A 23,187-nucleotide genomic window follows, 5' to 3' on the forward strand; every position below is an offset into this window, starting at 1 on the left:
GGACGGATTTCACCCGAAGGCGCAAGTCACATTCCATCGGCTCGGGCGCGGCGTTCGCGGCCCGGCGCGATACGGACCTCAGCGCCACGGTCGACCCGCAAGGCGCGCCGGGCCGTCTCGTCGATGGCGACCTCGCCCGCCGCGGCGCGGGCGCGGGTCTCCACGACACGGAAGTCCTCAAGGCGGGTGTTCGAGACCAGCCAGGGCGAGGTCTCGCCCGCGCCGGTCTCCGCGACCTGGACCGAACGGCTATCCTGCACCGTACGGATCTTGTCGCGCGCGGCATGGACCTGAGGGCCGCCGTCAAAGACATCGACATGGGCCTCGTAGCGGAAGTCCTCGTCCATCAGCATGGCCATGGCCTTGGCGCTGACCGCATGGGCCCGGCCGATGGCCTGGCGCGCATCCTCCGGCAGCAAGGCGGTGTAGATCGGCTGCTTGGGCATCAGGTCGGCGATGAACCCGGCGCCCTCGACCGCGCTGAGACGGTCGGCCTCTTCGAACGGCAAGTCGAAGAATCGCGCGCCGATCGCGTCCCAGAACGGGCTGCGGCCATCCTCGTCCTGCCAGCCGCGCATCTCGGCCATGACCCGGTCGGCGAACAGGTGTGGAAAGGCGGCGATCAGCATGTAGCGGCTGCGGGCCAACAGACGGCCGGCGCTGGTCCCGCGCAGCTCCGGCCGGATTGCCAGGGAGCCGACCTCGGTCGCGCCTGTGTAGTCGTTGCTCAAGGTCAGCAACTCGACGTCGACCCGGCGGCCCAGAAGTTCCGAACGCTGCACCAGCTTGGTGAGCTTGTAGGAGAAGAAGCCGTGGCGCTCGCCGATGCGCGGATAGACCGCCGAGATGCCCAGGACGCGGCCGTCGGCAAGATCCTCCAGCACCAGGACGTGCTGGCGGTCGTCGGTGTGCTGTCCGGCGAAGGTGCGCTCCGAGCAGTCGATCTTGTTGGCGAGAACCGCGGCGTCCGGGGGCAGGGTGGTCATGCCAGGGCCCAAGGCCCGGGCCAGGTCCAGCAGCGGATCCAGGTCGGCGGCCCGCGCGGCGCGGACCACCCAGGCGGGCGCGTCGGTCATTGCGGCTCAAGGCTCCGGTCGGCGGTCCCCGTCAGTTCCGGCCAGGCCAAGGCGCCGGAATTGACGTTCACGGTGCGGGTGAGCGTCAGGCGCTCGCCCTCGAAGCGGCACCAGACGGTGTCTCGAAAGGCGGTGTCGGGGAAGATCCAGGTCAGGCGCGTGGTGGTCTCGTTGACCTGCTCGGCGCCGGCCAGAACGCGCACGCCGTGAAGGGCGTAGCCATGGTGCAGGTCTCGGCCGGGCATGTCGGTGACGCCGGCGATCCAGTCCCGGAACCCCGCCGTGATGGCGTGCTCGCCGGCTTCGTCGACGAGGGTGAACACGCAACGGTCCTTCTCGAAGTCCAGCCGCACGGCCCGCACTCCGAGCCGGTTGTCGTCCATCCGGTAGGTGACGCCGCTCACCAGGCGAGGGGTGTTGGCGCGCACGGAGTTCAGCGGCCTGGGCCGCCTCAGGGGTGACAGGGCTGCGTCGAGCGCCGCGTCGCCTTCCGCGGACCCGCCGCGCAGGGCGTCTGGGATCCAGTGATCGATGAACGGGGTGATCTTTTCGCTGCCGTCGATCGCGCCCAGCACCACCAGGGTCGCCTCGGCCTGCGGGAACACCGTCGCCATCTGCACGAAGAGACCCAGGGCGCTGTAGCTGCCGTCGGGGCGCACCACCCAGTGATAGCCGTAGCCGCCGTCGCCATAAGCCCGCGTGGCGCGCGCCACCCAATCGGCTGGCAGCAATCGACGCCCGTTCCAGACGCCGTTCTGGGCGTGCAAGGCGCCGATCTTCAGCAGGTCGACCGGCTTGAAGGTCAGCCCGTTGCCGCCGGGGTTGATGCCGTCCGAGCCGATGTCCCACTGCTCGCCAGTGATCCCCAGCGGCTCGAACAGACGCGGCTTGAGATAGTCGTGGAGAGTCAGGCCAGTGGTGCGCGAGAGGATCGCCGCCAGCATGTAGCTGGCCGCGCTGGTGTAGACATAGGCGCCGCCGGGCGGGTGCGTGATCGGAATGCCAAAGAACTTGGCGATCCAGCTCTCGCTGCTGCCGCGCCAGAGGGCGCCGGAGGTCTCGGCCGCATGCCCCGTGCGCATGGTCAGCAGGTCTTCCACCGTCATCGCCGCCAGCTTCTCGTCCACGACGGGCGGCAGGTGCTGGGGAAAGAACGACACCACCTTGTCGTTCAGCGCAAAACGGCCTTCTTCCAGAGCCAGGCCGATCGCGCAGGCCGTGACGCTTTTGGCCACCGAGTGCATCACCCGCGGGGTGTCGGTCCGATAGGGCCACCAGGCCGCGTCGACAGCCACATGGCCGTGGCGATGCAGCATCACCGCATGCAGCTCCAGGCCCGCCTCGAGCGCCTCGCGCATGAAGCTGGCGATCCTGGCTCCGTCGACGCCCACGGCCGAAGGGCGCGCCCGGGGCAAGCCGTCGACCGCGACCGCCGCTTCCGTCGCGGAGCTATCGGAAATGAGCGCCATTCACCCCAGCCTGAAAGTCTCGCGACGACGACCGATCGACGCAAAAAAGTACCGTTGGCGAAAGTCGATACGGTTGACCGGAGCGGGCGTCAATGATTTTGTATTTATGTGAGCAAAAAGACGAAACGGCCTTCTGAGTCGGTGCGCTTGCGTTTCCGGGCCTTGCTATCGGGTGGAGCACAGGGTGACGAACGACAACCACGGGGCGCGCGCGGCCAAGCCCGTTGAAGCGGAAGACCGCTTCATGCTCGACCGCCTGGCGCGGGATGGGGCCGCGCTCGTCGAACGCGCCACGACGTGGTGCGGCGTCAACTCCGGCAGCGGGAACCTCGAGGGCCTGGCGACCCAGGCCGACCTGCTGGTCGAGGCGCTGGAGGTCTTGCCTGGGGAGGTGACGCGCTCGCCTCTGAACCCCACCCTCGAAGTCGCCGCCGACGGCGCCGAGCGCCGTCAGGCCAATGGCGAGGCGCTGCTTCTGACCGTGCGGTCGCATGCGCCCGTTCAGGTGATCCTGACGGGGCACTACGACACGGTGTTCCCGGCCGACACCGCCTTCAGGCACGTGGTCGCGCGCGACGACGGGGCCCTGAACGGGCCTGGCATAGCCGACATGAAGGGCGGGATCAGCGTCATGCTGGGCGCCCTGGCCGCCTTCGAGCGTCATTCGCTGGCGCATGCGGTCGGCTACCGCGTCCTGCTGTCGCCCGACGAGGAAACCGGATCGATCGCCTCGGCGCCGCTCCTGGCCAAGATCGGTCGGCTTGGTCACGTGGGCATGACCTACGAGCCGGCCATGGACGATGGCGGGCTGGCCGGAGCCCGCAAGGGCTCGGGCAATTTCCACATCGTGGTCCGTGGCCGCGCCGCTCATGCCGGCCGTGACTTCGACAAGGGGCGCAACGCCGTGGTCGCGGCCATGGCCATCGGCCAGGCGCTGGCCGCGCTGAACGGCCGGCGCGAGGGCGTCACCGTCAACCTGGCCAAGATCGACGGCGGCGGGGCCTTGAACATCGTGCCGGACCTGGCGGTCCTGCGGTTCAACGCCCGCTTCCCCGACGCCGCCGCTCAGGCCTGGCTGGAGGCGGGGATCGACGAGGCTCTGGAGATCGGGCGGGGCGAGGGGCTGAGCGTCGAGCGCCACGGCGGCGTCACCCGCCCCGCCAAACCGCTCAACCCGGCCCAGGAGAGACTTTTGAACGCGGTGCGCGAGACCGGCGCGATGCTGGGCCAGCCGATCGCGTGGAAGGCGTCGGGCGGCGTGTGCGAAGGCAACAACCTGTTCGCCGCAGGCCTGCCCAACGTCGACACCCTTGGCGTGCGGGGCGGCGACATCCACAGCCCGGCCGAGTTCGCCCGACCCGAGAGCTTCGTCGAGCGCGCGCAACTTTCGGCCCTGCTGCTGGCCCGGCTGGCGCGCGGCGAGATCGACGCCCCGGCGCTGCGCGCCGCCATGACCTAGGCGCTGTCGCATGCTGAAGGAACTGATCCGCCAGGTTCATTGGGCGCTAGGCCTCACCCTCGGGCTGGTGCTGACGGTGATGGGCGTCACCGGGACGATCACCGCGTTCGACGATGAGATTCTGAGAGCTCTGGACCGCGGCGTGATCCAGGTCGCGCCCCGGCAGGCGCCCCCGCTTTCGCCCGACGCCCTTTTGGCGCGCTTCGCCGCCCAGCGCCCTGGAGCCAAGCCGACCCTGCTGACCCTGCAAGGCGAACCGGGTGGTTCGGCGCGGGTCACCTTCGTCCCTGCCGGCCGCTCCAAGGACTCCACGGCTCCGCCCGAGAAACTGTACCTGGATCCCTATGACGGCCGAGTGCTGGGTCAGGCGCGGGGCGAGGCGTTCTTCGCCCGCATTCTGCTGCTGCATCGGGTGCTGCTGCTGCCGGGCGGGAGCGAGGGGCCCGGGCGGCAGGTCACCGGGGCGGCGGCCCTGGCCCTGCTGTTCTTCGTGATCTCGGGGATCTATCTGCGTTGGCCAAGATCGCCCGCCCGCTGGCGGGCTTGGCTGACCTTCGATCCGCGCCAGCGCGGCCGGGCCCTGTGGCGAGGCCTGCACGTAACGGTCGGGACGTGGGTGGCCTTGGCCTATCTGCTGAGCGCGGTCAGCGGCCTCAGTTTCTCCTACGATTGGTGGCGCGACGGGCTGTCTCGCCTGCTGACCGGCCAGGCTCCGCCCGCCAAAGCCGCCGAGTTGACCAAGGCGGCCCGGAAGACGAGCGGCAAGGACGGGGCGGCGGTCAAGAAACCCGGCCGTCCGTCGCTGGACAGGGCCTGGGCAGGCATGAAGGCGATCAATGGCGGTCGCTTCGACAGCGCCATCGTCACCATTCCCAAGGACGCCAAGGCGACGGTGCGCATCCGCTACCTCGACCTCGGCGCGCCGCACAACCGCGCCTTCAACGAGCTTCAGCTCGACCCCACGACCGGGACGGCGCGCAAGGTCGCGCGGTTCGACGATCTGCCCCTGGGCCGCAAGCTGATGCAGGCCATGGTCGCGGTGCACCGGGGCGCGTTCTTCGGCCTGCCGGGACGGATCCTGGTCATGACCGGGGCGGCCCTGCTGCCGGGCTTCTTCATCACCGGTTGGCTGCTCTATCTCGACCGTCGTCGCGGAGGGCGCGCCGCGCGGGTCCTGGCCAAGGCCGCCAAGCGCCCGGCGCGGTCGGCCGGCGGCGAGGAGATCCTGGTGGCCTTCGCCAGCCAGACCGGCACGGCCGAGCAACTGGCCTGGCGAACGGCCGCGGCCCTGGTCGAGGGCGGCCGCGTGGCGCGCGTGACGTCCCTGGCCAGTCTCGACGCCGACGCTCTGGCGCGCGCCGACCTCCTGCTGGTGGTGGCCGCGACCTATGGCGAGGGCGAGCCGCCGGACGCGGCGCGCGCCTTCGCCCGCAAGCTCATGGATCGGCCGCTCGACCTGCCGCGGCTGCGTTACGCGGTCCTGGCCCTGGGCGACAGCGCCCATGCCGATTTCTGCGCGTTCGGGCGACGGCTGGACGCATGGCTGAGGGCCAGCGGTTCGCAAGCCGTTTGCGATCTCACCGTGGTGGACGGCGGGGAGCGCGACGCTCTTGCCCTGGCCCGCTGGCGCGAGGTGCTGACGGCCCTGGGCGCGGCGGCGCCCGCCGAGACCTGGAGCGCCGACCACCACGAGCCTTGGGTGCTGACCGCGCGGGAGCACCTCAACCCAGGTTCGCCCGGCGGCGAGACCTGGCGCGTGGTCCTGACCCCGCCCGATCCGGCGCGTCTGGTCTGGACGGCCGGTGACATCGCCGAGGTCGTCGCCAGAGCTCCGGACGGGGACGACCGAAGCCCCGCGCCCCGCGACTATTCGATCGCCAGCCTGCCGTCCGAAGGCCACGTGGAGCTTCTCGTGCGGCAGTCGGTGTTGCCCGACGGGCGGCTGGGCCTGGCCTCGGGCTGGCTGACCCGGCACGCGCCTCTGGGCTCCAGCGTGCCGATGCGCCTGCGGGCCAACACCAACTTCCATCCGCCGCGTCAAGCCCGGCCGATGATCCTGATCGGGGCCGGCACGGGCCTGGCGGGCCTGCGCGGTCATCTGGCCCATCGGGCCGAGCGCAGCCTGACCCCGACTTGGCTGATATTTGGCGAACGCTCGCCCCGCGCCGACCGCTACTACGCCGACGCGTTGGAGGCTTGGCTGGCGTCAGGCGTCCTGCGGCGTCTGGACCGGGTGTTCTCGCGCGAGGACCAGCGTCGGGAGGGACCTCGCTACGTTCAGGACATCCTGACTCGGAACCCCGACGTGGTGCGCCAGTGGGTCGATGACGACGCGGCGATCTTCGTCTGCGGAGGCCTTGCGATGGCCGCCGCCGTGGACCGCGTTCTGGCGAGCATTCTCGGGCGGGAGCGTCTCGATGACCTCGCCGCCGCCGGGCGTTATCGGAGGGATATCTATTGAGCCGTCATGCTGCGCGAAGCCGGAAGGCCAAGCCCTCCCGGCGCACGGTCTTTGGATTGGCCGCGGTGTCCGCGGCCCTGCCCGTCGCCGAAGCCGCCTGGGCGCGGGAGGGCGAGGTCTGGAAGAGTCAGGCGGCCTATACGGCGGATCTTGTCGTCACGCCCAACGGATCGGGGCGGGCCTGGGCCCTGGACAATCTGGACCTGACCGGCGACCTCGATCTCGACGCTCTGGCGGGCCTTCGCGACGCCGTCTTCCACGCGGGACTCCTGATCAACACCGGCGGCCAGCCCGACGCCGCGCTCGGGACGGTGGAAGGGCTCGACAATATCGAGGTGACGCGTCCGCGCACCCGTCTGTTCGAGGCTTGGCTGCAACAGGATTTCGGCGCGGGGCGAGGATCGGTGCGCGCCGGGCTCTACGACCTCAACAGCGAATTCTACGCCACGGCGGCCTCCGACCAACTGATCCATCCCGCGTTCGGGATCGGCACGGAGTTGTCGGCGACCGGATCGGCGGGACCGTCGATCTTCCCCTCGACCGCGCTGGCGGTGCGCCTTCGCTGGGAGGACGAGCGCAAGCGCTATGTCCAGGCGGCCATCATCGACGCCAAGGCCGGAACGCTGGGCGATCCCGGCGGCGTCGATCTTGGGTTCGCCCAAGGGGCGTTGGGCGTCGTCCAGGTCGGCGGGGGCGATCGCAGCCGCTGGGCGGTGGGGGCCTGGCGCTACGGCTTTGAGCGTGACGACACCGGAACGCCGCGCGCGCGCGGGATCTACGGCCTGTTCGAGCGTGACCTGACCTCGGACCATGGCCGGGGGATCACTCTGTTCGTCCGCGGCGGCGCGAGCGCCGGGCGCGCACCGATCGCCGTGTCCCTGCAGGCCGGAGCGACCAAAGGCGGCGTCTGGGCCAGCCGCCCGGACAGCCGTCTGTCGGTCGGCTTTCACTACGCCAAGGCCCGCGGCGATGGGAGCGAAGTCGGCTTCGAGGCGGCCTATGCCGATAAGATCGCGCCGCGGACGACCCTGCAGCCCGGCCTGCAACTTGTCGCCGCGCCGGGCGGGCGGTCCATCGCCATCGCCTCTCTCCGGCTCATCGTTGAAGCCTGGTGAGACGCGAGATCGGAGGCGCCAGGATCAGGTTCGCCTTTCGGCGGCGGTGGTGTTCAGCCGCGCCGCTGCGGTCATGGCGAAGGCGACCAACGTCAGGACGGCCAGGAACAGCAGGCCCTTGGCCGGGTCGCCGGTGCGCGTCTTGACCCAGCCCAGCGCGTAGGGGCCCGCGAAGCCGCCCAGATTGCCGATCGAGTTGATCACCGCCACTGAGACCGCCGCCGACGATCGCGTCAGGAAAAGCCCGGGCAGCGACCAGAACGGCGACTTGAACGCGTAGAGGCCGGTCAGGGCCAAGGTCAGCAACACCATCGACAGGACGATGTCGCGGGTCAGGACCGTGGCGGCCAGGGCCAGGCCCGCCACCAGCAGGGGCAGGGCCGAATGCCAGCGGCGCTCGCCGGTGCGGTCCGAGTTCTTGGACCAAAGCACCATGGCCACCGTGGCCACCGCATAGGGCGCGGCCGCGACCAGGCCGATCTGGAAGGCGGTGAGGCTCTTGGACAGGTGCTTGACGATCTGCGGCGTCCAGTAGCCGATGCCCAGATTGCCGCACTGGTAGATGAAATAGATCGCCGACAGATAGAGAACGCCCGGGGCCAGCATGGCCTTGACCGTCCCCAGATGCCGGACGCCGCCGCGACGGGCGTGATCGGCCTCGATCCGCGTCTCCAGCCAGTCGCGTTCCTCGGGGGTCAGCCACTTGGCGTCCTTGGGCCGGTCGGTCAGCAGCCAGTAGGCGCCGACGCCCCCGATCACCGCCGGGACGCCCTCCAGGAAGATCATCCACCGCCAGCCCCCGAAGCCCATGACGCCGTTCATCCGCTCCATGATCAGGGTGCTGAGCGGCGCGCCCAGGAGGTAGGAGGCGGGGATAGCGGCCAGGAAGAAGGCCACGGTCGCGGCCTGTTCCTTGGCGCGCACCCAATAGGTCAGATAGACGATGATGCCGGGAAAGAACCCCGCCTCGGCCACCCCTAGCAGGAAGCGCAGGACGTAGAGCTGGGCGGCGTTCTGGACGAAGGCGGTCAGGATCGACACCGCGCCCCAGGTCAGCAGGATCCGCGCGATCCAGATCCGCGGGCCAAAGCGGTTCAGGGCGATGTTGCTGGGCACCTCGAACAGGAAATAGCCGAGGAAGAACACGCCCGCGGCGAAGCCGAACGCCTCGCTGGTCAGGGCCAGGTCATGGTTCATCTGCAGGGCCGCGTAGCCGATGTTGGCCCGGTCCAGATACGAGATCATGTAGAGCCCGAAGCAGGCGGGGATCAGCCGCCAGAACACCTTGCGCGTCGTGCGGGTCTCCAGCGCCCGCGCCGCCTCGTCATCCTGCATCGCTCGTCTCCCGGCCTGATCGTCACGGGGCCTTGTCGCCCTCTTTCCACGGCAGGATTGAACTATTATAGATAGAAATACAATAACGATCCGGAGCCAGGCCGTGCCGCCATCGACTCACGCCGAAGTCTCGGTCGCGCCCAGCCGGCGCGGGGTGCTGGCGGGCCTGGGGGCGGGCGCGCTGACGGGATCGGGCGCCGCGGCGCGCGAAGGAGGGACCAAGGGGATGACGAGCTATCTGGCCTATGTCGGGGCGCGCACCTCACGCGAGCGCAACGCCCGGGGCGACGGGATCAATGTGTTCCGGGTCGACGCGGCGAGCGGCGCCTGGAGCCACTTGCAGCTGGTCGGCGATCTGGTGAACCCCTCGTTCCTGGCGTTCGACCGCACGGGATCGAACCTCTATGCGGTGCATGGCGACCAGACCGAGGTCAGCGCCTTCCGGATTGGCGCCGACGGCCTGCTGACAGCGATCAATCGCCGGTCCACTGGCGGCAAGAACCCGGTGCATCTGGCGTTCGACGCGACCAATCGCTGGCTGGTGGTCGCCAACCACATCACCTCCAGCTTGGCGGTCCTGCCGCGCGGCGAGGACGGGTCCCTGGGCGAGCGGGTCGACCTGGTCACCCTGTCGGGGCCGATCGGTCCGCATCGCGTGGAACAGCCCTTCGCCAAGCCGCACCAGGTGGTCTTCGATCCTTCCAACCGGTTCCTGGCCGTGCCGGACAAGGGATTGGACCGCACCTTCGTGTTCCGGCTCGATCCGGCCACCGGCAAGCTGACGGCGATCGACTCGCCGGCCCTGGGCCGCGATGGCTCGGGTCCGCGCCACATCGGTTTCCATCCGGGCGGGACGCTCGCCTACGTGATCAACGAACTGGATTCGACCGTCACGGCCATGCGGTTCGACCCCGCCAGCGGTGCGTTGACGCCGTTCCAGATCGTCTCGAGCCTTCCCGATTCCTTTGTCGGCAATAGTCGGGGCGCGGAGATCGAGGTCTCGGGCGATGGTCGGTTCGTCTACGCCTCCAACCGCGGACACGACAGCCTGGCCGTCTTCGCCGTCGACCCGGCCAATGGTCGCCTGAGCCCGGTCGAATGGCGGGCCAGCGGCGGCAAGACCCCGCGCTTCTTCGCGATCTCGCCGGACGGCCGTTTTGTGTTCGCGGCCAACGAGGAGAGCGACACCATCGCGCCGTTCGCCGTCGGACGGGAGACCGGGCGGCTGTCGCCGGCCGGTGAGCGGATCAAGGTCGGCAGCCCGGTCTGCATCGTCTTCCGCGCTCGGGCCTGACCCATGCGTATCGCCAAGATCGAGGGCGCGTTCGGCGTCCTGGCCTGTGTGGACTTGCCGGCCGAAGCGGGCGCGGCGCTGCACCGCCTGCCGGTTACCCACCGGATCCTGCTGGAGAATCTCCTGCGTCAGGGCGGCGAGGCGGCGCGGGTCGGGCGCGCCGATCTCCTCGCCTGGCTGGAGCGTGGCCGCAGCGAGGCGGCGATCACCTTCTCGCCGTCGCGCATCCTGATGCACGACACCACCTGCGGTCCCGCCCTGGTGGATATCGCCACCATGCGCGACGTGCTGGCGGCGGCGGGCGGCGACCCGACCCGGCTCAATCCCGACAGGCCCGTGGCGACCTCGACCGACCATTCCCTGGCCGTGGACTTCGCGGGCGTCGGCGACGCGGCGGCCCGCAACATGGCGCGTGAGCTCGAGCGCAATGGCGAGCGCTACCGGTTCATGAAATGGGCGTCGGGAGCGGTGGACGGCTTTCGGGTGTTCCCGCCCGGCAGCGGCATCATGCACACCATCAACATGGAGCGCCTGGCGACGGTGGTCGCCCGCGAGACGCGCGACGACGTCCCATGGGCGGTCCCCGACACCCTGGTAGGCACCGACAGCCACACGCCGATGATCAACGCGCTGGGCGTGCTGGGCTGGGGCGTGGGCGGGCTGGAGGCCGAGGGCGCGATGTTCCGCGTGCCGGTCTCTCTGCGTATTCCCGAGGTTGTCGGCGTTCGTCTGACCGGCGCGCTGGGGCCGGGCGCGACGGCGACCGACCTGGCCTTGGTGGTCACCGAGCGGCTGCGCAAACTGGGCGTGGCCGGGGAGTTCGTCGAGTTCTTCGGTCCTGGCGTGGGCAGTCTGAGCGTCGGTCAGCGGTCGGTGGCGGCCAATATGGCGCCCGAATACGGCGCCTCGACCGGCTTCTTCCCGATCGACGCGCGCACGCTCGACTACCTGCGGGTCACCGGCCGGGACGCGCCTCAGATCGAGCTCGTCGAGGCCTATGCCCGTCGCCTTGGCCTGTGGCGGACGCCGGAGCTGGAGCCGCGCTACACCGAGACGATCGAGATCGACCTGTCGGTCCTGACGCCCAGCGTCGCGGGACCGCGCCGGCCGCAGGACCGGTTGGAATTGGCGGCCGTGCCCGCCGCCCTGGCGCCGGCCCTGGCGGGCGTCGCTCCGGCCGGTCCCGGCGCGCCTCCGGCCGACGCGGTGGCGATCGCCGCCATCGCCTCCTGCACCAACACCACCGACCTTGGCCTGCTGGTGGCGGCGGGTCTGGTGGCGCGCAAAGCCAGAAGACTGGGCTTGGCGCCGCCGGCCTGGGTGCGCGCCTCCCTGACGCCCGGGTCGCCCGCCACGCGTCGCCGGCTGGAGCGCGTCGGTCTGCTCGAAGATCTCGAAGCCCTGGGCTTCTCCATCGCCGGCTACGGCTGCGCGACCTGCATCGGCAACTCCGGCCCCCTGCCAGCCGTGATCGAGCAGGCGATGGCCAAGCGGGGTCTCAAGCCCATCGCCGTACTGTCGGGCAATCGCAACTTCCCCGGCCGGGTCCACGCCCAGGTCGACAACGCGCTCCTGGCCTCGCCCGCCCTGGTGGTCGCCTACGCCCTGGCCGGGCGAGCGGCCCTGGACATTGCCGAGGATCCGATCGGCCACGGCCCGGGCGGCGAGGTCGTGCGTCTGGCCGATCTCTGGCCCGCGGCGGACGAGGTCGAGGCGTTCGTCCGTCTCGCCGCTGATCCGGGGGATGTCGCCGAGGCCTATGATGCGGCGGAGGCCTCCCCCGCCTGGGCCGCTCTGTCGGCGCCGGAGGCGGCGCGGTTCCCCTGGGACCCTTCGTCGACCTATCTGCGGCCACCGCCGTTCGTACGCCTGGAGGGCGGCGTGATCGCGCCGGGATTGATGCGGGCGCGGATCCTGTTGGCGCTGGGCGACGACGTCACCACCGACCACATCTCGCCGGCCGGAGCGATCCCCGCCGCCAGCGAAGCCGGGCGCTGGCTGGTCGCTCACGGCGCCGACCCAGCCGATCTCAATGTCTACGCCTCGCGCCGCGGCAACTGGGAGGTGATGGTCCGGGGGCTCTTCACCAACCGGACACTGAAGAACCTCCTGGGCGAAGGTCTCGCGCCCGGCTGGACCTTCGATCCCGACGGCCAGCCGGCCCCGGCCTGGACGGCCGCGCAACGCTACGGGGCGCTCGGCGCGCCGCTGGTGATCGTGGCCGGAGAGCGCTACGGGACCGGCTCGTCGCGCGACTGGGCGGCCAAGGGCGTTCAGCTCCTGGGCGTGCGGGCGGTGCTGGCCAGAAGCTTCGAGCGCATCCACCGCTCCAACCTGGTTGGCATGGGCGTGGCCCCGTTGCGAATGCCCGAGGGCTGGCGCCCGGAGACCCTGGGCCTGACGGCGACCGATCACATCGAGATCGATTGGGACCTCGACGCACTGGCCCCCCGCGCGTCGGTCGCCATCCGGATCCTGCGGGCCGATGGGACGGTGCTGGAGGGTCAGGCCACGGCCCTGGTCGAGACCCAGGCCGAGATCGCGCTGTTGCGGGCGGGAGGCATGATTCCGAGCATCCTGCGCCGGGCGCTGGACAGGCTCTAGGCGGCGCCGACGTGACGGCAAGCCTGGTCTGATTTCGGCGGCCCGGGTCGTCGAGGCGTCGGTGGAGCAAGTGCTGAGCGATCCAGCCGCCCGAACCCGTGACATTGGCGGGCCCTCGGGCGCGGCGGCCTTCGCCTGGTCCGTGCGCGAGCCATGCAAAAAGGAATGGGCCGGCCTCACGATGAGGCCGGCCCAAGATCGACGGTTCCAGGGGAGGATCAGAACTCGGTCGAGATCGCGAACTTCACCGTCGACGGCGCGCCTTGCGCGGCGAAGAGGCCGCCGGTGGAGGCGAAGTACTTCTTGTCGCCGATGTTCTGTCCGTAGACGCGGAAGGTCGTCGGCCGCCCGGCGATCTCGGTGCGATAGGACGCGCCCAGGTCGAACAGGGTGTAGGCGGGGATGAAGTTCTGATTGAGCGGATTGATGGCCTGGTCGCCGGTGTGGAAGACGCCGCCATTGATCGCCAGGCCCTCGACCAGGGCTGTGAGCCGGTACTCGCCCGACACCGACCAGGAAACCTTCGGCGAGCCCTCGACGCGCTTGCCGACGATGGTCGGCGAGATCAACTGGCTGCCGCTGGCCGCGTCGATGCGCGGCGTTCCGTTGGCGTTGAACAGCAGGACCGTGGGGGAGCCCGACGTGTACTTGGCGTCCAGGAACAGCGCGCTGGCGTAGATCGTGAAGTCGCGGCTGACCTTGCCCGTCAGGCTCGTTTCCAAGCCCTTGTAGGTCTGGCGGCCGTCCTTGACGTAGGTGTTGGCGCCATTGACGACGGCGGAGTCGCGCTTGATGTCGAAATAGGCCGCTTGCAGCAGCAGGGTGGGGAAGATTTCCCACTTCACGCCGCCCTCATACTGGGTCGATTGCGACGGACCCAGTTGCTCGTTGGAGTTGGTCGCCGTCAGCGGCGCGGCCGGCGTCGATTCCAGCCCCTCGATATAGGTCGCATAGAGGCTGACATTGGACTTGGGTTTGATCACCACCCCGCCCGACAGCGAGGTCGGCTTGGCCTGGAAGGTCTTCACGCCCGTGTCGAGGCGCTTTTCCTCGTAGTCGGACTTGCGCACCCCGACCAGCACCTGAAGCCATTCGTTGTACTTGATGCGGTCAAAGACGTAGTAGCCGACATCCTTGATGCCGCTGGGGTTATTGAGCGCGTTCAGCGGCTCGCCCAGCTGCGGGATGGCGTGCGGGTCGGTGATGCTCTGCCGGCACAGGGCGCGGGTCTGGCCCGCCCCGGCGGTCGAGGCCAGGGTCGCGCCGATCAGGGCCCCGGTCGTGCTGTTGTAGAGGCAGGCCTGGGCGCTGCTGGCCGAGGAGCGGTTCTCGCGGATGTTGTCGGAGGCGCCCAGCAGGATCTCATGCTTCAGCGGGCCGGTGGAGAAGGCGCCGGTGATCTCGACGCGGTAGTTCTCGTTGCGGTACTTGGCGACCGGCTGGTAGCTGACCGACAGCGGGAACTCGCCCACCGCGCCCGTCAAGGGATTGGTGTTGGGATCGTTCGGGTCGATCGTGTTGAAGTGGCGTTCGCGCTGCAGGCGCGACAGGCCGGCGCTGGCGACGAGCTCCCAGTTGGGCAGGAAGCGCCAGATCGACTTGGCCAGCAGGTTGCTTTCCTTGGTCTTGTTGCGCGCCCAGTCCGGTCCGAAATTGGTCGAAGGATCGATCAGGTTCGGCAGCTTGATGGTCGGATAGGGGTTGGCGACCGTGGTGGCCGGGACCTTCAGGAAGCGGTAGATGCCCGGCTCGTTGACATCCTTGAAGATGCGCTCGCCGTCGAACTGCAGGGTCAGGGTGTCGGTCGGCTTCAGGTCAAAAGCGCCCGACAAGAGGTTGCGCTTGCCGTCGGTGTTGTCGATGCCGGAGTCGGGGCGATCGTAGACGGCGTTGATTCGATAGCCGAGGATGCCGCGCGTGCCGCCGACATCGACATGGCCGCCGACCGCGCCGTGCGAATTGCCGAACACCGACATGTTCAGCAGCGGGTCGGGCGTGGCCCGCTTCATGGTCAGGTTGATGATGCCCGAAGGGCTGGTGAAGCCGTAGTACAGCGCCGAGGCGCCCTTCAGGGCTTCGACGCGCTCCTTGTCCTCGAGCGGCAGGTCGATGAGGTTGATGATCGGCAGCGTGCCGTCGAGGCGATAGTTGCCGCGGTTCTCGACCGGAATGCCGCGGATGGCCAGGTTGCTGTAGACCGTCGGCGAGGTCTGGGAGGCGGTGACCCCGGGCGTGTTGCGCAGGGCGTCCTGAATGCTGCGCGACTGCTGCACGTCGAGCATTTCACGCGGGATGACGCTGATGGTCAGGGGGGTGTCCAGCTGCTTGGCGCCGCGGAAGCTGCCGACCTGGACGGCCTTGGTGCCGGTGGTGTCAGCGGTGACCACGATCTCCTCGAGGGCGGAGACTTCGCTCGGCGCCGTCGTCGACTGGGCGTTGGCCAGCACTGGAAGGGCCAGGGTCGCCGCCAGGGCGGTGGTCCCCAGCCAGGCGCGGCGTGTAAGCGTATGGCAAGTCATCTCGTTACCCCCTTCTTGACGAATTTAACCCACCCCCGCCGGCTTCCGGACATCAGGTGCGCTGTTTGTACTTTTGGTGACGATAATTACGTATTGTATTTTGTAAACCAGAAATCCAGTTTGCGGCCATCACGCCCCGACCGGCGCCTTTTTCGAAGGCGCCGTTGGCGGTCGAGAGGCAACCGATCCCCGGGCAAGTTAAGGGCCGGGGGACAAGCTCGGAGAAGATGATGCGCAGAGTCGACTGGACCGCCTGCATCGCGATCGTTCTTGTCTCGATGGCCTCGGCGGCGTTCGCGGAGTCTAGGGTCTCCGAACCGAAGATCGTCGCCGAGACGGTTCGCGACGACGTCTTTCCGAAGCTCCAGGCCCACTATCCCAACGGCGTCGTCGCGCGAGGCGATGTCGAATTCGCCAACCTGACGGGCTTTCGGCCATTGCAGCTCGACCTCTATACGCCGCGCCCGATCAAGGGCGGCGCGCCGCTGGTCGTCTGGGTCCATGGCGGCGGCTGGAACCGGGGCGACTCTCGCACCGCCGGCGGCTTCGCCGACTTTCCGGCGGTGCTGGCGTCGGTGGCCGCGCGCGGCTTCGGGGTGGCTTCGGTCAACTACCGCCTCAGCGGCGAGGCGCGGATCGCCGACCAGGTGCGGGATATCAAGAGCGCGGTGCGCTTCCTGCGCGCTCATGCGGCCGACTACGGCCTCGATCCGGCCCGGGTCTATCTGGTGGGCGGCTCGGCCGGGGGCCAGCTTGCGGCCCTGGCGGCGACGACCTGCGGCGTGCCGCTCTTCGATCCGCCCGCCTCGACCGGGCGCCTGCCAGGCTCCCAGGCCAGGACCGCCAAGCCCTTGCCCGTCTCCGACTGCGTCCAGGGCGCGGTGGCCTGGTTCGGCCCGTTCGACATGAGCCGGCCAGGCTCTCTCAAGGTCGAGCAGGTGCTCGGATGCGCCGGGGCCGACTGCTCGGCCGCCGCCGCGGCGGCCAGTCCTGCGACCTATCTCGACCGTGACGACCCGCCGATGCTGCTGCTGCACGGCGCCGCCGACGATCAGGTCAGTCCCGAGCAGACCCTGGTCTTCGCCGACAGGCTCCGCGCGGCGGGCGTGCCGGTGGAAACGGCGATCCTGCCAGGCGTCGGCCACGGTTGGATCGGGCCCGACCTCGCCTCGACCCGCGCCGCCAGCCTCGACGCCCTCAGGCGCACGCTGGATTTTCTTCAGGCCCAGGCGCGACGTTAGCGCGTTCCGCGCGCCAAACCTCTTCGCGGGGCGACCGCGAGGTTGGCCAAGGGACCGTCCCCGCGCTCCAGGAGAGCCAAGGCGGCCAAGCCGCCGAGGACGTGTAACGAACCATGGTCTGTGATCCAGCGGAAGGGATCGTCGTGGCGACGAGCGCCCTGGTCAAACCCCTGACCAGGTAATTCAGCTGGACGTGTAACGCGGGGGGCCGCTCGCGCGAAACCGAGAGGTAGCTGGATCCATCGAGAGAACGCGCAATGACGATTCTGGCGACCCGCGCCTTGAAGGGCCTGGCGAGTCCGGACGACTGGGCCCGTGGCCTGGCTCGCGCGCCGCTGGTCGACGTCGCCGTGGGGCGTTCGGGGCAGACGCGCCTGCGCCGCTGGCAAGGCACGGATCCCGATGTCGACCAGCCCGCGCTCGACGCGCACTATGTCGTTGTCCACCTGGGCGGCGCCAAGCGAATCCGGCGGACCGGGGAGGGCGCGAGCCTGGTTTCGGACGTGGCTTCCGGCGCGATCACCATCTTGCCGGAAGGCGCGGCCTACGCGTGGAACACCCAAGGCCCCATCGACTACGCCCATTTCTACGTTTCGCCCGCGGCCTTCGAACACGCCGCCGAGACGACCTTCGACCGGGATGGCCGCGGCGTGGCGCCGATCGACCGGATCGGAGGGGAGGATCCGGTGTTGCTCGGCCTGTTCCAGGCGATGCTCGACGAAGCGGCCTCGCCGTTGGGCGAAGCGCTCTATATCGACACCTTGGGCGAGGCTTTCATCGGCAGATTGCTTCGCGACCATTCCAACCTCCCGCCCTCGGGGCGGCGGGCGCCCTACGCCCTGGCGCCGCGGCGACTGGCGGAGGTGATCGGCTTTATCGAGGCCAACCTGGCCCAGGCGCTCACTCTCGATGATCTGGCGGCCGTCGCCAAGCTCAGCCGGTATCACTTCAGCCGCGCTTTCGCGCGGGCGACGGGTCTGGCGCCGCACGCCTTCGTGGTCGGCCGCCGGCTCGACGCCGCCAAGGCGCTGCTGCGGGCCACCAGTCTGCCGATCGAGGACGTCGCCAGACGATGCGGCTTTCGCGGCGCCTCGCACTTCGCGGCGCGCTTTCGCCGGGCGACGGGGGCCAGTCCTTCGGACTATCGCCGCGACCGGTGAGGGGTCACCAGCGCGCCAGGCGCGGCAGCAGCAGCCGAACCAGGAAGAGGGTGAGGCCGCAGCTGAAGCCATACCAGACCGCGACGTAGAGCGGATCGTCGTGCGGGCAGGCGAACACGAAGACGAAGGCGGCCCAGGCCGCCGCCCCAGCGCCGATCGCCAGGGATGAGCCTGGAGCATGGGTGGCGGCCGCCCGTCGCATCAGGGCGGCAAGGAGCGCCACCGGCGGAGCCGACAAGCCGACCACGAAGCCGACACAGTGCAGGCCGTCGCGCCAGTCGAGCCGGGCGGCCAGATCGCCGCCGCCGTCCATCGCCGCATCGAACAACCAGCCCGCGCCCAGCGCGAGGACCACCGCCATCGCCATCAGCTGTAGGCCGCGCCGGGGCGACACCTCCGGAGCGAAAGATCGCAGGGCTGTGGCGAAGCCGAGAAGGGCCAGGGTTCCCAGGCTGATCAGCTTCCACCAGAACACCGGCAGGCCCAAGGCCGCCGCGAGGTTCGGACGCGCCAGGCCGGCCGCGAGGAACAGGCTCAGTTCCAGCGCGCAAAGCGCCGCGAGCGCCAGGATCTCGAGGCGGGGCGAGCGGCGGCGGACCGGCGCCAAGTCTCCGGCCAGATTGTCGAGAAAGTCATCCATCGGCGTAGGCCTGATTTTGTACGGCAAGGGTCAGTCGGGCCAGGCCCCTGTGGATATTGATCTTGACCAGCGAAATGGACTGGCCGGTCCGCCGGGACGTCTCCTCGACGCTGTAGCCGTGAATCTTGACCAGACGGATGCATTCGGCCTGGGCGGGTTTCAATTCCGCCAACAGCTGGTTCAGGATCGTGGCGCTGATCACCGCCGCGCCGTGATCCTGCGTGGCGATGTCCTCGCCCAAAGGCTCGGTCGCCATGCGCTTCAAGGCCCGCAGGCGATCGATCCACTTGTAGCGTGCGATCGCACCGAGCCAGGGACCGAACGGCCGACCGGGGTCGAAGGTGTGACGCTTGTCATGGATGGCGATCAAGGTGTCTTGCACCGCGTCCTCGACGATCGCCGGGGGCAGGCGCCGGCTGAAGTAGCGCTTCAGCCATATGTGCAGCTCTCCCAGCAGGCGGCGGTATCGGACGCTGTCGCCCGCCTGGGCGGCCATCATCAGCTCCGCCCATTCGCTATCGGCCATGCGAATTCCGCTCAGATGATCCCAGGGTCATGACGGCGTCCCCCGCGTCAGGGCGAATCCCGGCCAGCGGATTTCACTCGCTACGCGATCCGAAGATCAAAAGGGGTGGGCGGAAAGTGACGGGGACGACGCCACGGCAAGAACGCGACGATGAGCGCAAGAAGTCGCTAGGTCTGGAGGCCGGACATCTTGCAGGGATGGGGAGGAATTCGCGCGAAGCCCTGTAGCCGCCGTACAGGCCTCGTCGAACGTCTTGATGACGGAGGCCGGTCCTCGGCTGGCCGCCAATTCAATCGAACCGGGATTTTCCGTGCGACCACCCGATCCCAACGTCGCGGCTCCGCCTCGAGCGGCCCTTGCCGGAGCCACCGCGTCCGTCGAGCGGACGATCGCCGGTCTTGTCGCGGACCTGCGGCCCGTGGCGCGCCATGCCGCGGTCCGTCGCCTGTTGGCCGGCGCGGGTGTCGGCGTCGTGGCTTCGATCATCCTGGTCGACCTGGTGCTCGGCTATCGGCCGGACATGGTCGGCGCGGCGCTCACGGCGATGTTCTGGATCAAATTCGCCTATGCCCTGGCCCTGGCGGGGCTGGCGCTCTGGACGGTCGACCGGCTGGCGCGACCGGGCGTATCGGCCATGAGCCGGTCGTTCTGGCTGTTGGCGCCGGTCGCGGTTCTGACCATTCTGGCGATCTGGCAACTGGCGGACGCTCCGGCGACCGACCGGCGCCACATGCTGATGGGCGTCAGCGCCGCGGCCTGTCCATGGCGCATCGTGGGGTTCGCCCTGCCGCCGCTGGCGGGCTTGCTGTGGGCGGTGCGTGGCCTGGCTCCGACGCATCTGGCCCATGCGGGCGCGATCGCGGGAATCGCGGCCGGCGGCCTGGGCGCGGCCGCCTACGCGCTCAACTGTCAGGAGGCGACCGGTCCTTTCGTCGCGGCGTGGTACAGCCTGGGCGTCCTGGCCGTCGGCGGGCTCGGCGCGACCCTGGGGGCCAGGGTGCTGCGATGGTGAGCCCGCTCGTGTTGGGCGCCGCTCTTGTCGCCTGTCGCGCGGAGGCCTGAAGCGCAGGCGCGACGGCCTCGGCGCCGCCGGTCGAAGACGCCGTCGGCAGGGTCGTGGACGTCTCCGGTCGCGCGCGAACCGGATGATCCGCGATCCCCGGCGAATGATCATTCGGCTCAGGCGGCCGCCATGATCAGGCCGTCCTGGAGCCAGGATGCCAGCAGTCCTCCGGCCTGGCGAGCCGCCTCGTCCGGGTCGTCGACCACCTTGGCCAGTCGCTCGCACAGACCCGTGAAGGTTATGCCCTGCTGGATCCAGCCAAGCGCTTCAGCCTCGAAGGCTTCGATCGTTCGGTATTGTGGCGACAAGCCCGCGCGCCACACGCGGATCGCGCCCGGTTCTGGCAGGCGCTCGGCGGCTGGAGGTGTCACGCCCTCGGCCAGGGCCGTCCAGATGGCCGCCGCGTTGGTCGCCACGACCCTGACCGTAAGGGTCGGCGCGAACGTCAGGGTCGCGGAGTCCCAGTCGACTTGGGCCAGGGCCTCCTCGTTGATCGGCTCGGCGTCGGTTCCGTCGAAGGCGCGACGCAGGGTCCAATCCAGCCAGGCCAGTTCCCGAACCTCCAGATCATCGAGGTAGAGTTGGCTCAAGGTGTCGGTGAATTCCGCGCCATAGTCGGCGAGCGTCCAGGCGTGGGGCGCGTGACGTTCGATGTGGAAGCGGGCGCTCGCCTCGAAGGCCTCGTCGCCCAGCCACCCCCAGGTCTTTTCATAGGTGTCGCGCAGGCAGGCGGCCAGCTGAGCGCGATAGGCGTGGTGGTAGACCGCCAAACCGGGGCCTCCGGTCGCCGCGACGCCGGGCGGATGATCCGGCGCGCCGGTCAGAATATGGTCGCGCAGAGCGCGTTGCTGGGCGAGCAGGTTCATGCCGCGCGCATCCAAGGCGAGGCCAAGCCGCGGGCGATCTGCAGCTCGGCGAGCAGTTCGGCCAAGGGGGGAATGTCGTCGTCGCGCTCGATCATCGTGGCGGCCGGCCCAAACCGTCGGCAGGCGGTCTCATAGAGCGCCCAGACCGGATCGGGCACGGGCTGGTCATGGGTGTCGATCAGCAGCGCCTTGCCGACGCTATGGCCGGCCAGGTGCATCTGGCGCACCCGGTCGGCGGGCGCCTGCTCTAGATAGGCATAGGGGTCGAAGCCATGGTTCGCGCCGCTGACGTGGATATTGTTGACGTCGAGCAGCAGGAAGCAACCGGTGCGCCGACAGGTCTCGGCCAGGAAGGCCACTTCGCTCATCTCGTCGTCGGCGAAGGTCAGGTAGCTGGACGGGTTCTCCAACAGGATCGGCCGCTCCAGCACGTCCTGGGCCCGGGAAACGTTGGCGCAAACGATGTCTAGCGCTTCCTCCGTATAGGGCAGAGGCAGGAGGTCATGGGAATTGAAGCCCTCCACCCCCGTCCAGCAGAGGTGGTCGGACACCCAGAGCGGCTTCACGCGATCAGCCAAGGCCTTGAGTTGGCGCAGATAGTCGGGCTTGACGCCGTCCGCCGAACCTATGGACATCGACACGCCATGCAGCGCCACGGGATAGCGTTCGCGGACCGCGTCGAGCATGTAGAGGGGGCGGCCGCCCCTGACCATGAAATTCTCGGAGATCACTTCCACGAAATCGACGGCGATCTCCGTCTCCAGGAAGTCGGAATAGTGCTGCGGGCGCAAGCCCAGGCCAAAGCCTTCGAAGGGCGGGAGGGTCACGGCAGGGTCTCGGGCAGGAGGGCGGCGGGGCCCGGCGCAAGATCGCGCCCCGCCAGATGGAAGCCTTAGTTCGGGGCGGTCAGCGAGCCGCCGGCGGTGGCGCAGGCCTTCTTGGTCAGTTCCTTGAAGCCCTGACCCTTGCAGTCGTTCTGGCCCTTGCAGTCGTGGTTGCCCGACTTGCAGTCCGAGGCGCCCTTGCACGAGTTGACGCCGTAGCAGTGGACCTTGGCGGTCGCGGCCTTCGGCGCGGCCGACGCCTGAGTGACGGCGACCATGCTGGTCAGGGCGAACACGGCGGCGGCCGAAGCGATCGTGGCGGACTTGAAGTTGGTCATGTTGGTCTCCTTGAGGACATGTCGCGGGCCGCGAAGATCGGCCTGACGAGGAGGTTTTCGTCGGCCGTCCCGCGCCGGTTACAGGACCTCATGAAGTTTCTCGCGATGACGAGCCGCCACGGCGGATTTTCTCCCAGGGTGTAACCGGCGGGCGTCGCGCGTCGAACCCATGCTCGTGGCCCACTTCCATTTCTTCCGGGCCGGCCGTCGCGCCTGACGCGCTCTTCAGGAGATTCAACCATGCGTTCGCCCCCCTTGCCCATCTACGCCAAGGCCGCCGCCGCCGTCAGTCGCGCGGTCCCAGAGGCGGTGCTGCTGCTCACGGCCCGTCTGGGTGTCGCGGCCGTCTTCTTCCTCTCCGGTCGAACCAAGGTCGACGGCATTTTGCACATCAAGGATTCCACCTACGGACTGTTCGAGACCGAGTACAAACTGCCGCTGGTCTCTCCCGACATCGGCGCGCACCTGGCGACCTATTCGGAGCATCTGTTTCCCATTCTGCTGGCTCTGGGCCTGTTCACTCGGGTCGGCGGCGCGGCCTTGCTGGGCATGACCCTGGTGATCGAGATCTTCGTCTATCCCGACGCCTGGCCCACCCACCTGAGCTGGGCTGGCCTTCTTCTGCCCTTGATCGCGCGGGGCGGCGGCGACTGGTCGCTGGACCGACTGCTTGGCATCGAACCGCCCGCGAGGCGAGCAACGGGCGACTAGAGTATTTTCCGACGAAGTGGATACCGGTTCGTCGTCAGAAAATGCGTCAAACAAAATGCTCTAGGACCAGGCCACGTTCTGCGCCGCCCGTTGCGGCGGTTGATTCAGAAGTTCGGATCGAAGCTGAAATAGATCAGGTTCGAGTTCGGCTCCGGACCGCCCAGGTGTGGTGGGCCGCGTCGTCGTCGGCAGGGTCGCGGTCGGTGATGGCCCCGACCTTCCGGGGCAAGCCCTGAGGGCTCTGTTCGACAACGCCGGGCAAGCGGCGCTGGAGACCTCCGACGAGACCTTCGAAGGCCAGGCTCGCCATCCGAATCGACGCCAGCGATCTTGTCTTCGAGGTTGAGGACAGCCGTTTCCACGGCCTTTCGCTCGATTTATGAGCGCGCGGCGCCGCTGGCGATGCAGATCGCCGCACGGCGGACGCCAAGGCGATTTAAGCAACTTTACTTATCGGAAAAGTTCAGTGACCTTACTTAAATCGAG

General features: G+C 69.0%; 18 protein-coding genes. 9 read left to right on the plus strand and 9 right to left on the minus strand.

Annotated features, from left to right (window positions below):
• Positions 1-26: 26 nt before the first annotated feature.
• The gene (locus EIK80_RS02720) at positions 27-1,076 is read right to left on the minus strand and encodes an arginine N-succinyltransferase (protein ID WP_125155415.1); all 1,050 of its coding nucleotides are present in this window, start codon (positions 1,074-1,076) and stop codon (positions 27-29) included.
• Entirely contained in the window at positions 1,073-2,545 is a 1,473-nt protein-coding gene (locus EIK80_RS02725) for a serine hydrolase (RefSeq protein ID WP_125155416.1), read from the minus strand. Before EIK80_RS02725 ends, EIK80_RS02720 begins: the two co-directional genes overlap by 4 nt.
• A gap of 184 nt (positions 2,546-2,729) precedes the next feature.
• On the opposite strand from EIK80_RS02725, the gene EIK80_RS02730 reads away from it, so the two are divergent.
• The 3 genes from EIK80_RS02730 to EIK80_RS02740 all read left to right on the plus strand — a co-directional run bounded on the left by EIK80_RS02730 (position 2,730) and on the right by EIK80_RS02740 (position 7,580).
• Entirely contained in the window at positions 2,730-4,004 is a 1,275-nt protein-coding gene (locus EIK80_RS02730) for a hydrolase (RefSeq protein WP_255414577.1), read from the plus strand.
• A gap of 10 nt (positions 4,005-4,014) precedes the next feature.
• Positions 4,015-6,465: a sulfite reductase flavoprotein subunit alpha gene (locus tag EIK80_RS02735; protein ID WP_125155417.1), complete on the plus strand. Its 2,451-nt coding sequence runs from the start codon at positions 4,015-4,017 to the stop codon at positions 6,463-6,465.
• Between the two features lie 65 nt (positions 6,466-6,530).
• On the plus strand, positions 6,531-7,580 hold the full coding sequence (locus EIK80_RS02740) for a carbohydrate porin (protein WP_158624629.1): 1,050 nt from the start codon (positions 6,531-6,533) through the stop codon (positions 7,578-7,580).
• 24 nt (positions 7,581-7,604) lie between these two features.
• Here the strand turns inward: EIK80_RS02740 and EIK80_RS02745 are convergent, their stop codons facing one another.
• Positions 7,605-8,915, minus strand: coding sequence for an MFS transporter (locus EIK80_RS02745; RefSeq protein WP_125155419.1), 1,311 nt, complete (start codon positions 8,913-8,915; stop codon positions 7,605-7,607).
• Between the two features lie 103 nt (positions 8,916-9,018).
• Here EIK80_RS02745 and EIK80_RS02750 point away from each other — a divergent pair, with 103 nt between their 5' ends.
• Both EIK80_RS02750 and acnA read left to right on the plus strand, forming a co-directional pair.
• Positions 9,019-10,209, plus strand: a complete 1,191-nt coding sequence (locus EIK80_RS02750; RefSeq protein WP_199743351.1) for a lactonase family protein — start codon at positions 9,019-9,021, stop codon at positions 10,207-10,209.
• A 3-nt stretch (positions 10,210-10,212) separates the two neighbouring features.
• On the plus strand, positions 10,213-12,813 hold the full coding sequence (gene acnA / locus EIK80_RS02755) for an aconitate hydratase AcnA (RefSeq protein ID WP_125155420.1): 2,601 nt from the start codon (positions 10,213-10,215) through the stop codon (positions 12,811-12,813).
• 218 nt (positions 12,814-13,031) lie between these two features.
• On the opposite strand, the gene EIK80_RS02760 is transcribed toward acnA, so the two are convergent.
• A complete protein-coding gene (locus tag EIK80_RS02760; protein WP_125155421.1) occupies positions 13,032-15,332 on the minus strand; it encodes a TonB-dependent siderophore receptor in 2,301 nt (766 codons plus the stop codon).
• A gap of 230 nt (positions 15,333-15,562) precedes the next feature.
• On the opposite strand from EIK80_RS02760, the gene EIK80_RS02765 reads away from it, so the two are divergent.
• Positions 15,563-16,573 carry an alpha/beta hydrolase gene (locus EIK80_RS02765; RefSeq protein ID WP_158624630.1) on the plus strand — a complete coding sequence of 337 codons (1,011 nt, stop codon included), beginning with the start codon at positions 15,563-15,565 and terminating at the stop codon, positions 16,571-16,573.
• 257 nt (positions 16,574-16,830) lie between these two features.
• Complete coding sequence (locus EIK80_RS02770; RefSeq protein WP_125155423.1) at positions 16,831-17,733, plus strand: AraC family transcriptional regulator; 903 nt, start codon at positions 16,831-16,833, stop codon at positions 17,731-17,733.
• A 4-nt stretch (positions 17,734-17,737) separates the two neighbouring features.
• On the opposite strand, the gene EIK80_RS02775 is transcribed toward EIK80_RS02770, so the two are convergent.
• Together EIK80_RS02775 and EIK80_RS02780 are read right to left on the minus strand one after the other, a co-directional pair.
• Positions 17,738-18,373, minus strand: coding sequence for an NrsF family protein (locus EIK80_RS02775; protein ID WP_125155424.1), 636 nt, complete (start codon positions 18,371-18,373; stop codon positions 17,738-17,740).
• Complete coding sequence (locus EIK80_RS02780; RefSeq protein ID WP_125155425.1) at positions 18,366-18,899, minus strand: sigma-70 family RNA polymerase sigma factor; 534 nt, start codon at positions 18,897-18,899, stop codon at positions 18,366-18,368. Before EIK80_RS02780 ends, EIK80_RS02775 begins: the two co-directional genes overlap by 8 nt.
• A 310-nt stretch (positions 18,900-19,209) precedes the next feature.
• Here EIK80_RS02780 and EIK80_RS02785 point away from each other — a divergent pair, with 310 nt between their 5' ends.
• Positions 19,210-19,911 (plus strand): DUF1109 domain-containing protein, encoded by a 702-nt coding sequence (locus EIK80_RS02785; RefSeq protein WP_158624631.1) that lies wholly within the window; start codon positions 19,210-19,212, stop codon positions 19,909-19,911.
• 167 nt (positions 19,912-20,078) lie between these two features.
• Here the strand turns inward: EIK80_RS02785 and EIK80_RS02790 are convergent, their stop codons facing one another.
• The 3 genes from EIK80_RS02790 to EIK80_RS02800 form a co-directional block, all read right to left on the minus strand.
• Complete coding sequence (locus tag EIK80_RS02790; protein WP_125155427.1) at positions 20,079-20,828, minus strand: putative DNA-binding domain-containing protein; 750 nt, start codon at positions 20,826-20,828, stop codon at positions 20,079-20,081.
• Positions 20,825-21,655, minus strand: a complete 831-nt coding sequence (locus EIK80_RS02795) for a DUF692 domain-containing protein (RefSeq protein WP_125155428.1) — start codon at positions 21,653-21,655, stop codon at positions 20,825-20,827. Before EIK80_RS02795 ends, EIK80_RS02790 begins: the two co-directional genes overlap by 4 nt.
• Before the next feature lie 65 nt (positions 21,656-21,720).
• Positions 21,721-21,990: a hypothetical protein gene (locus tag EIK80_RS02800; RefSeq protein WP_125155429.1), complete on the minus strand. Its 270-nt coding sequence runs from the start codon at positions 21,988-21,990 to the stop codon at positions 21,721-21,723.
• A gap of 240 nt (positions 21,991-22,230) precedes the next feature.
• Here EIK80_RS02800 and EIK80_RS02805 point away from each other — a divergent pair, with 240 nt between their 5' ends.
• Complete coding sequence (locus EIK80_RS02805; protein WP_125155430.1) at positions 22,231-22,701, plus strand: DoxX family protein; 471 nt, start codon at positions 22,231-22,233, stop codon at positions 22,699-22,701.
• The last annotated feature ends 486 nt before the right edge of the window (positions 22,702-23,187 follow it).

It is taken from the genome of Caulobacter sp. 602-1 (genome assembly GCF_003931565.1).
Classification (GTDB): Bacteria; Pseudomonadota; Alphaproteobacteria; order Caulobacterales; family Caulobacteraceae; genus Caulobacter.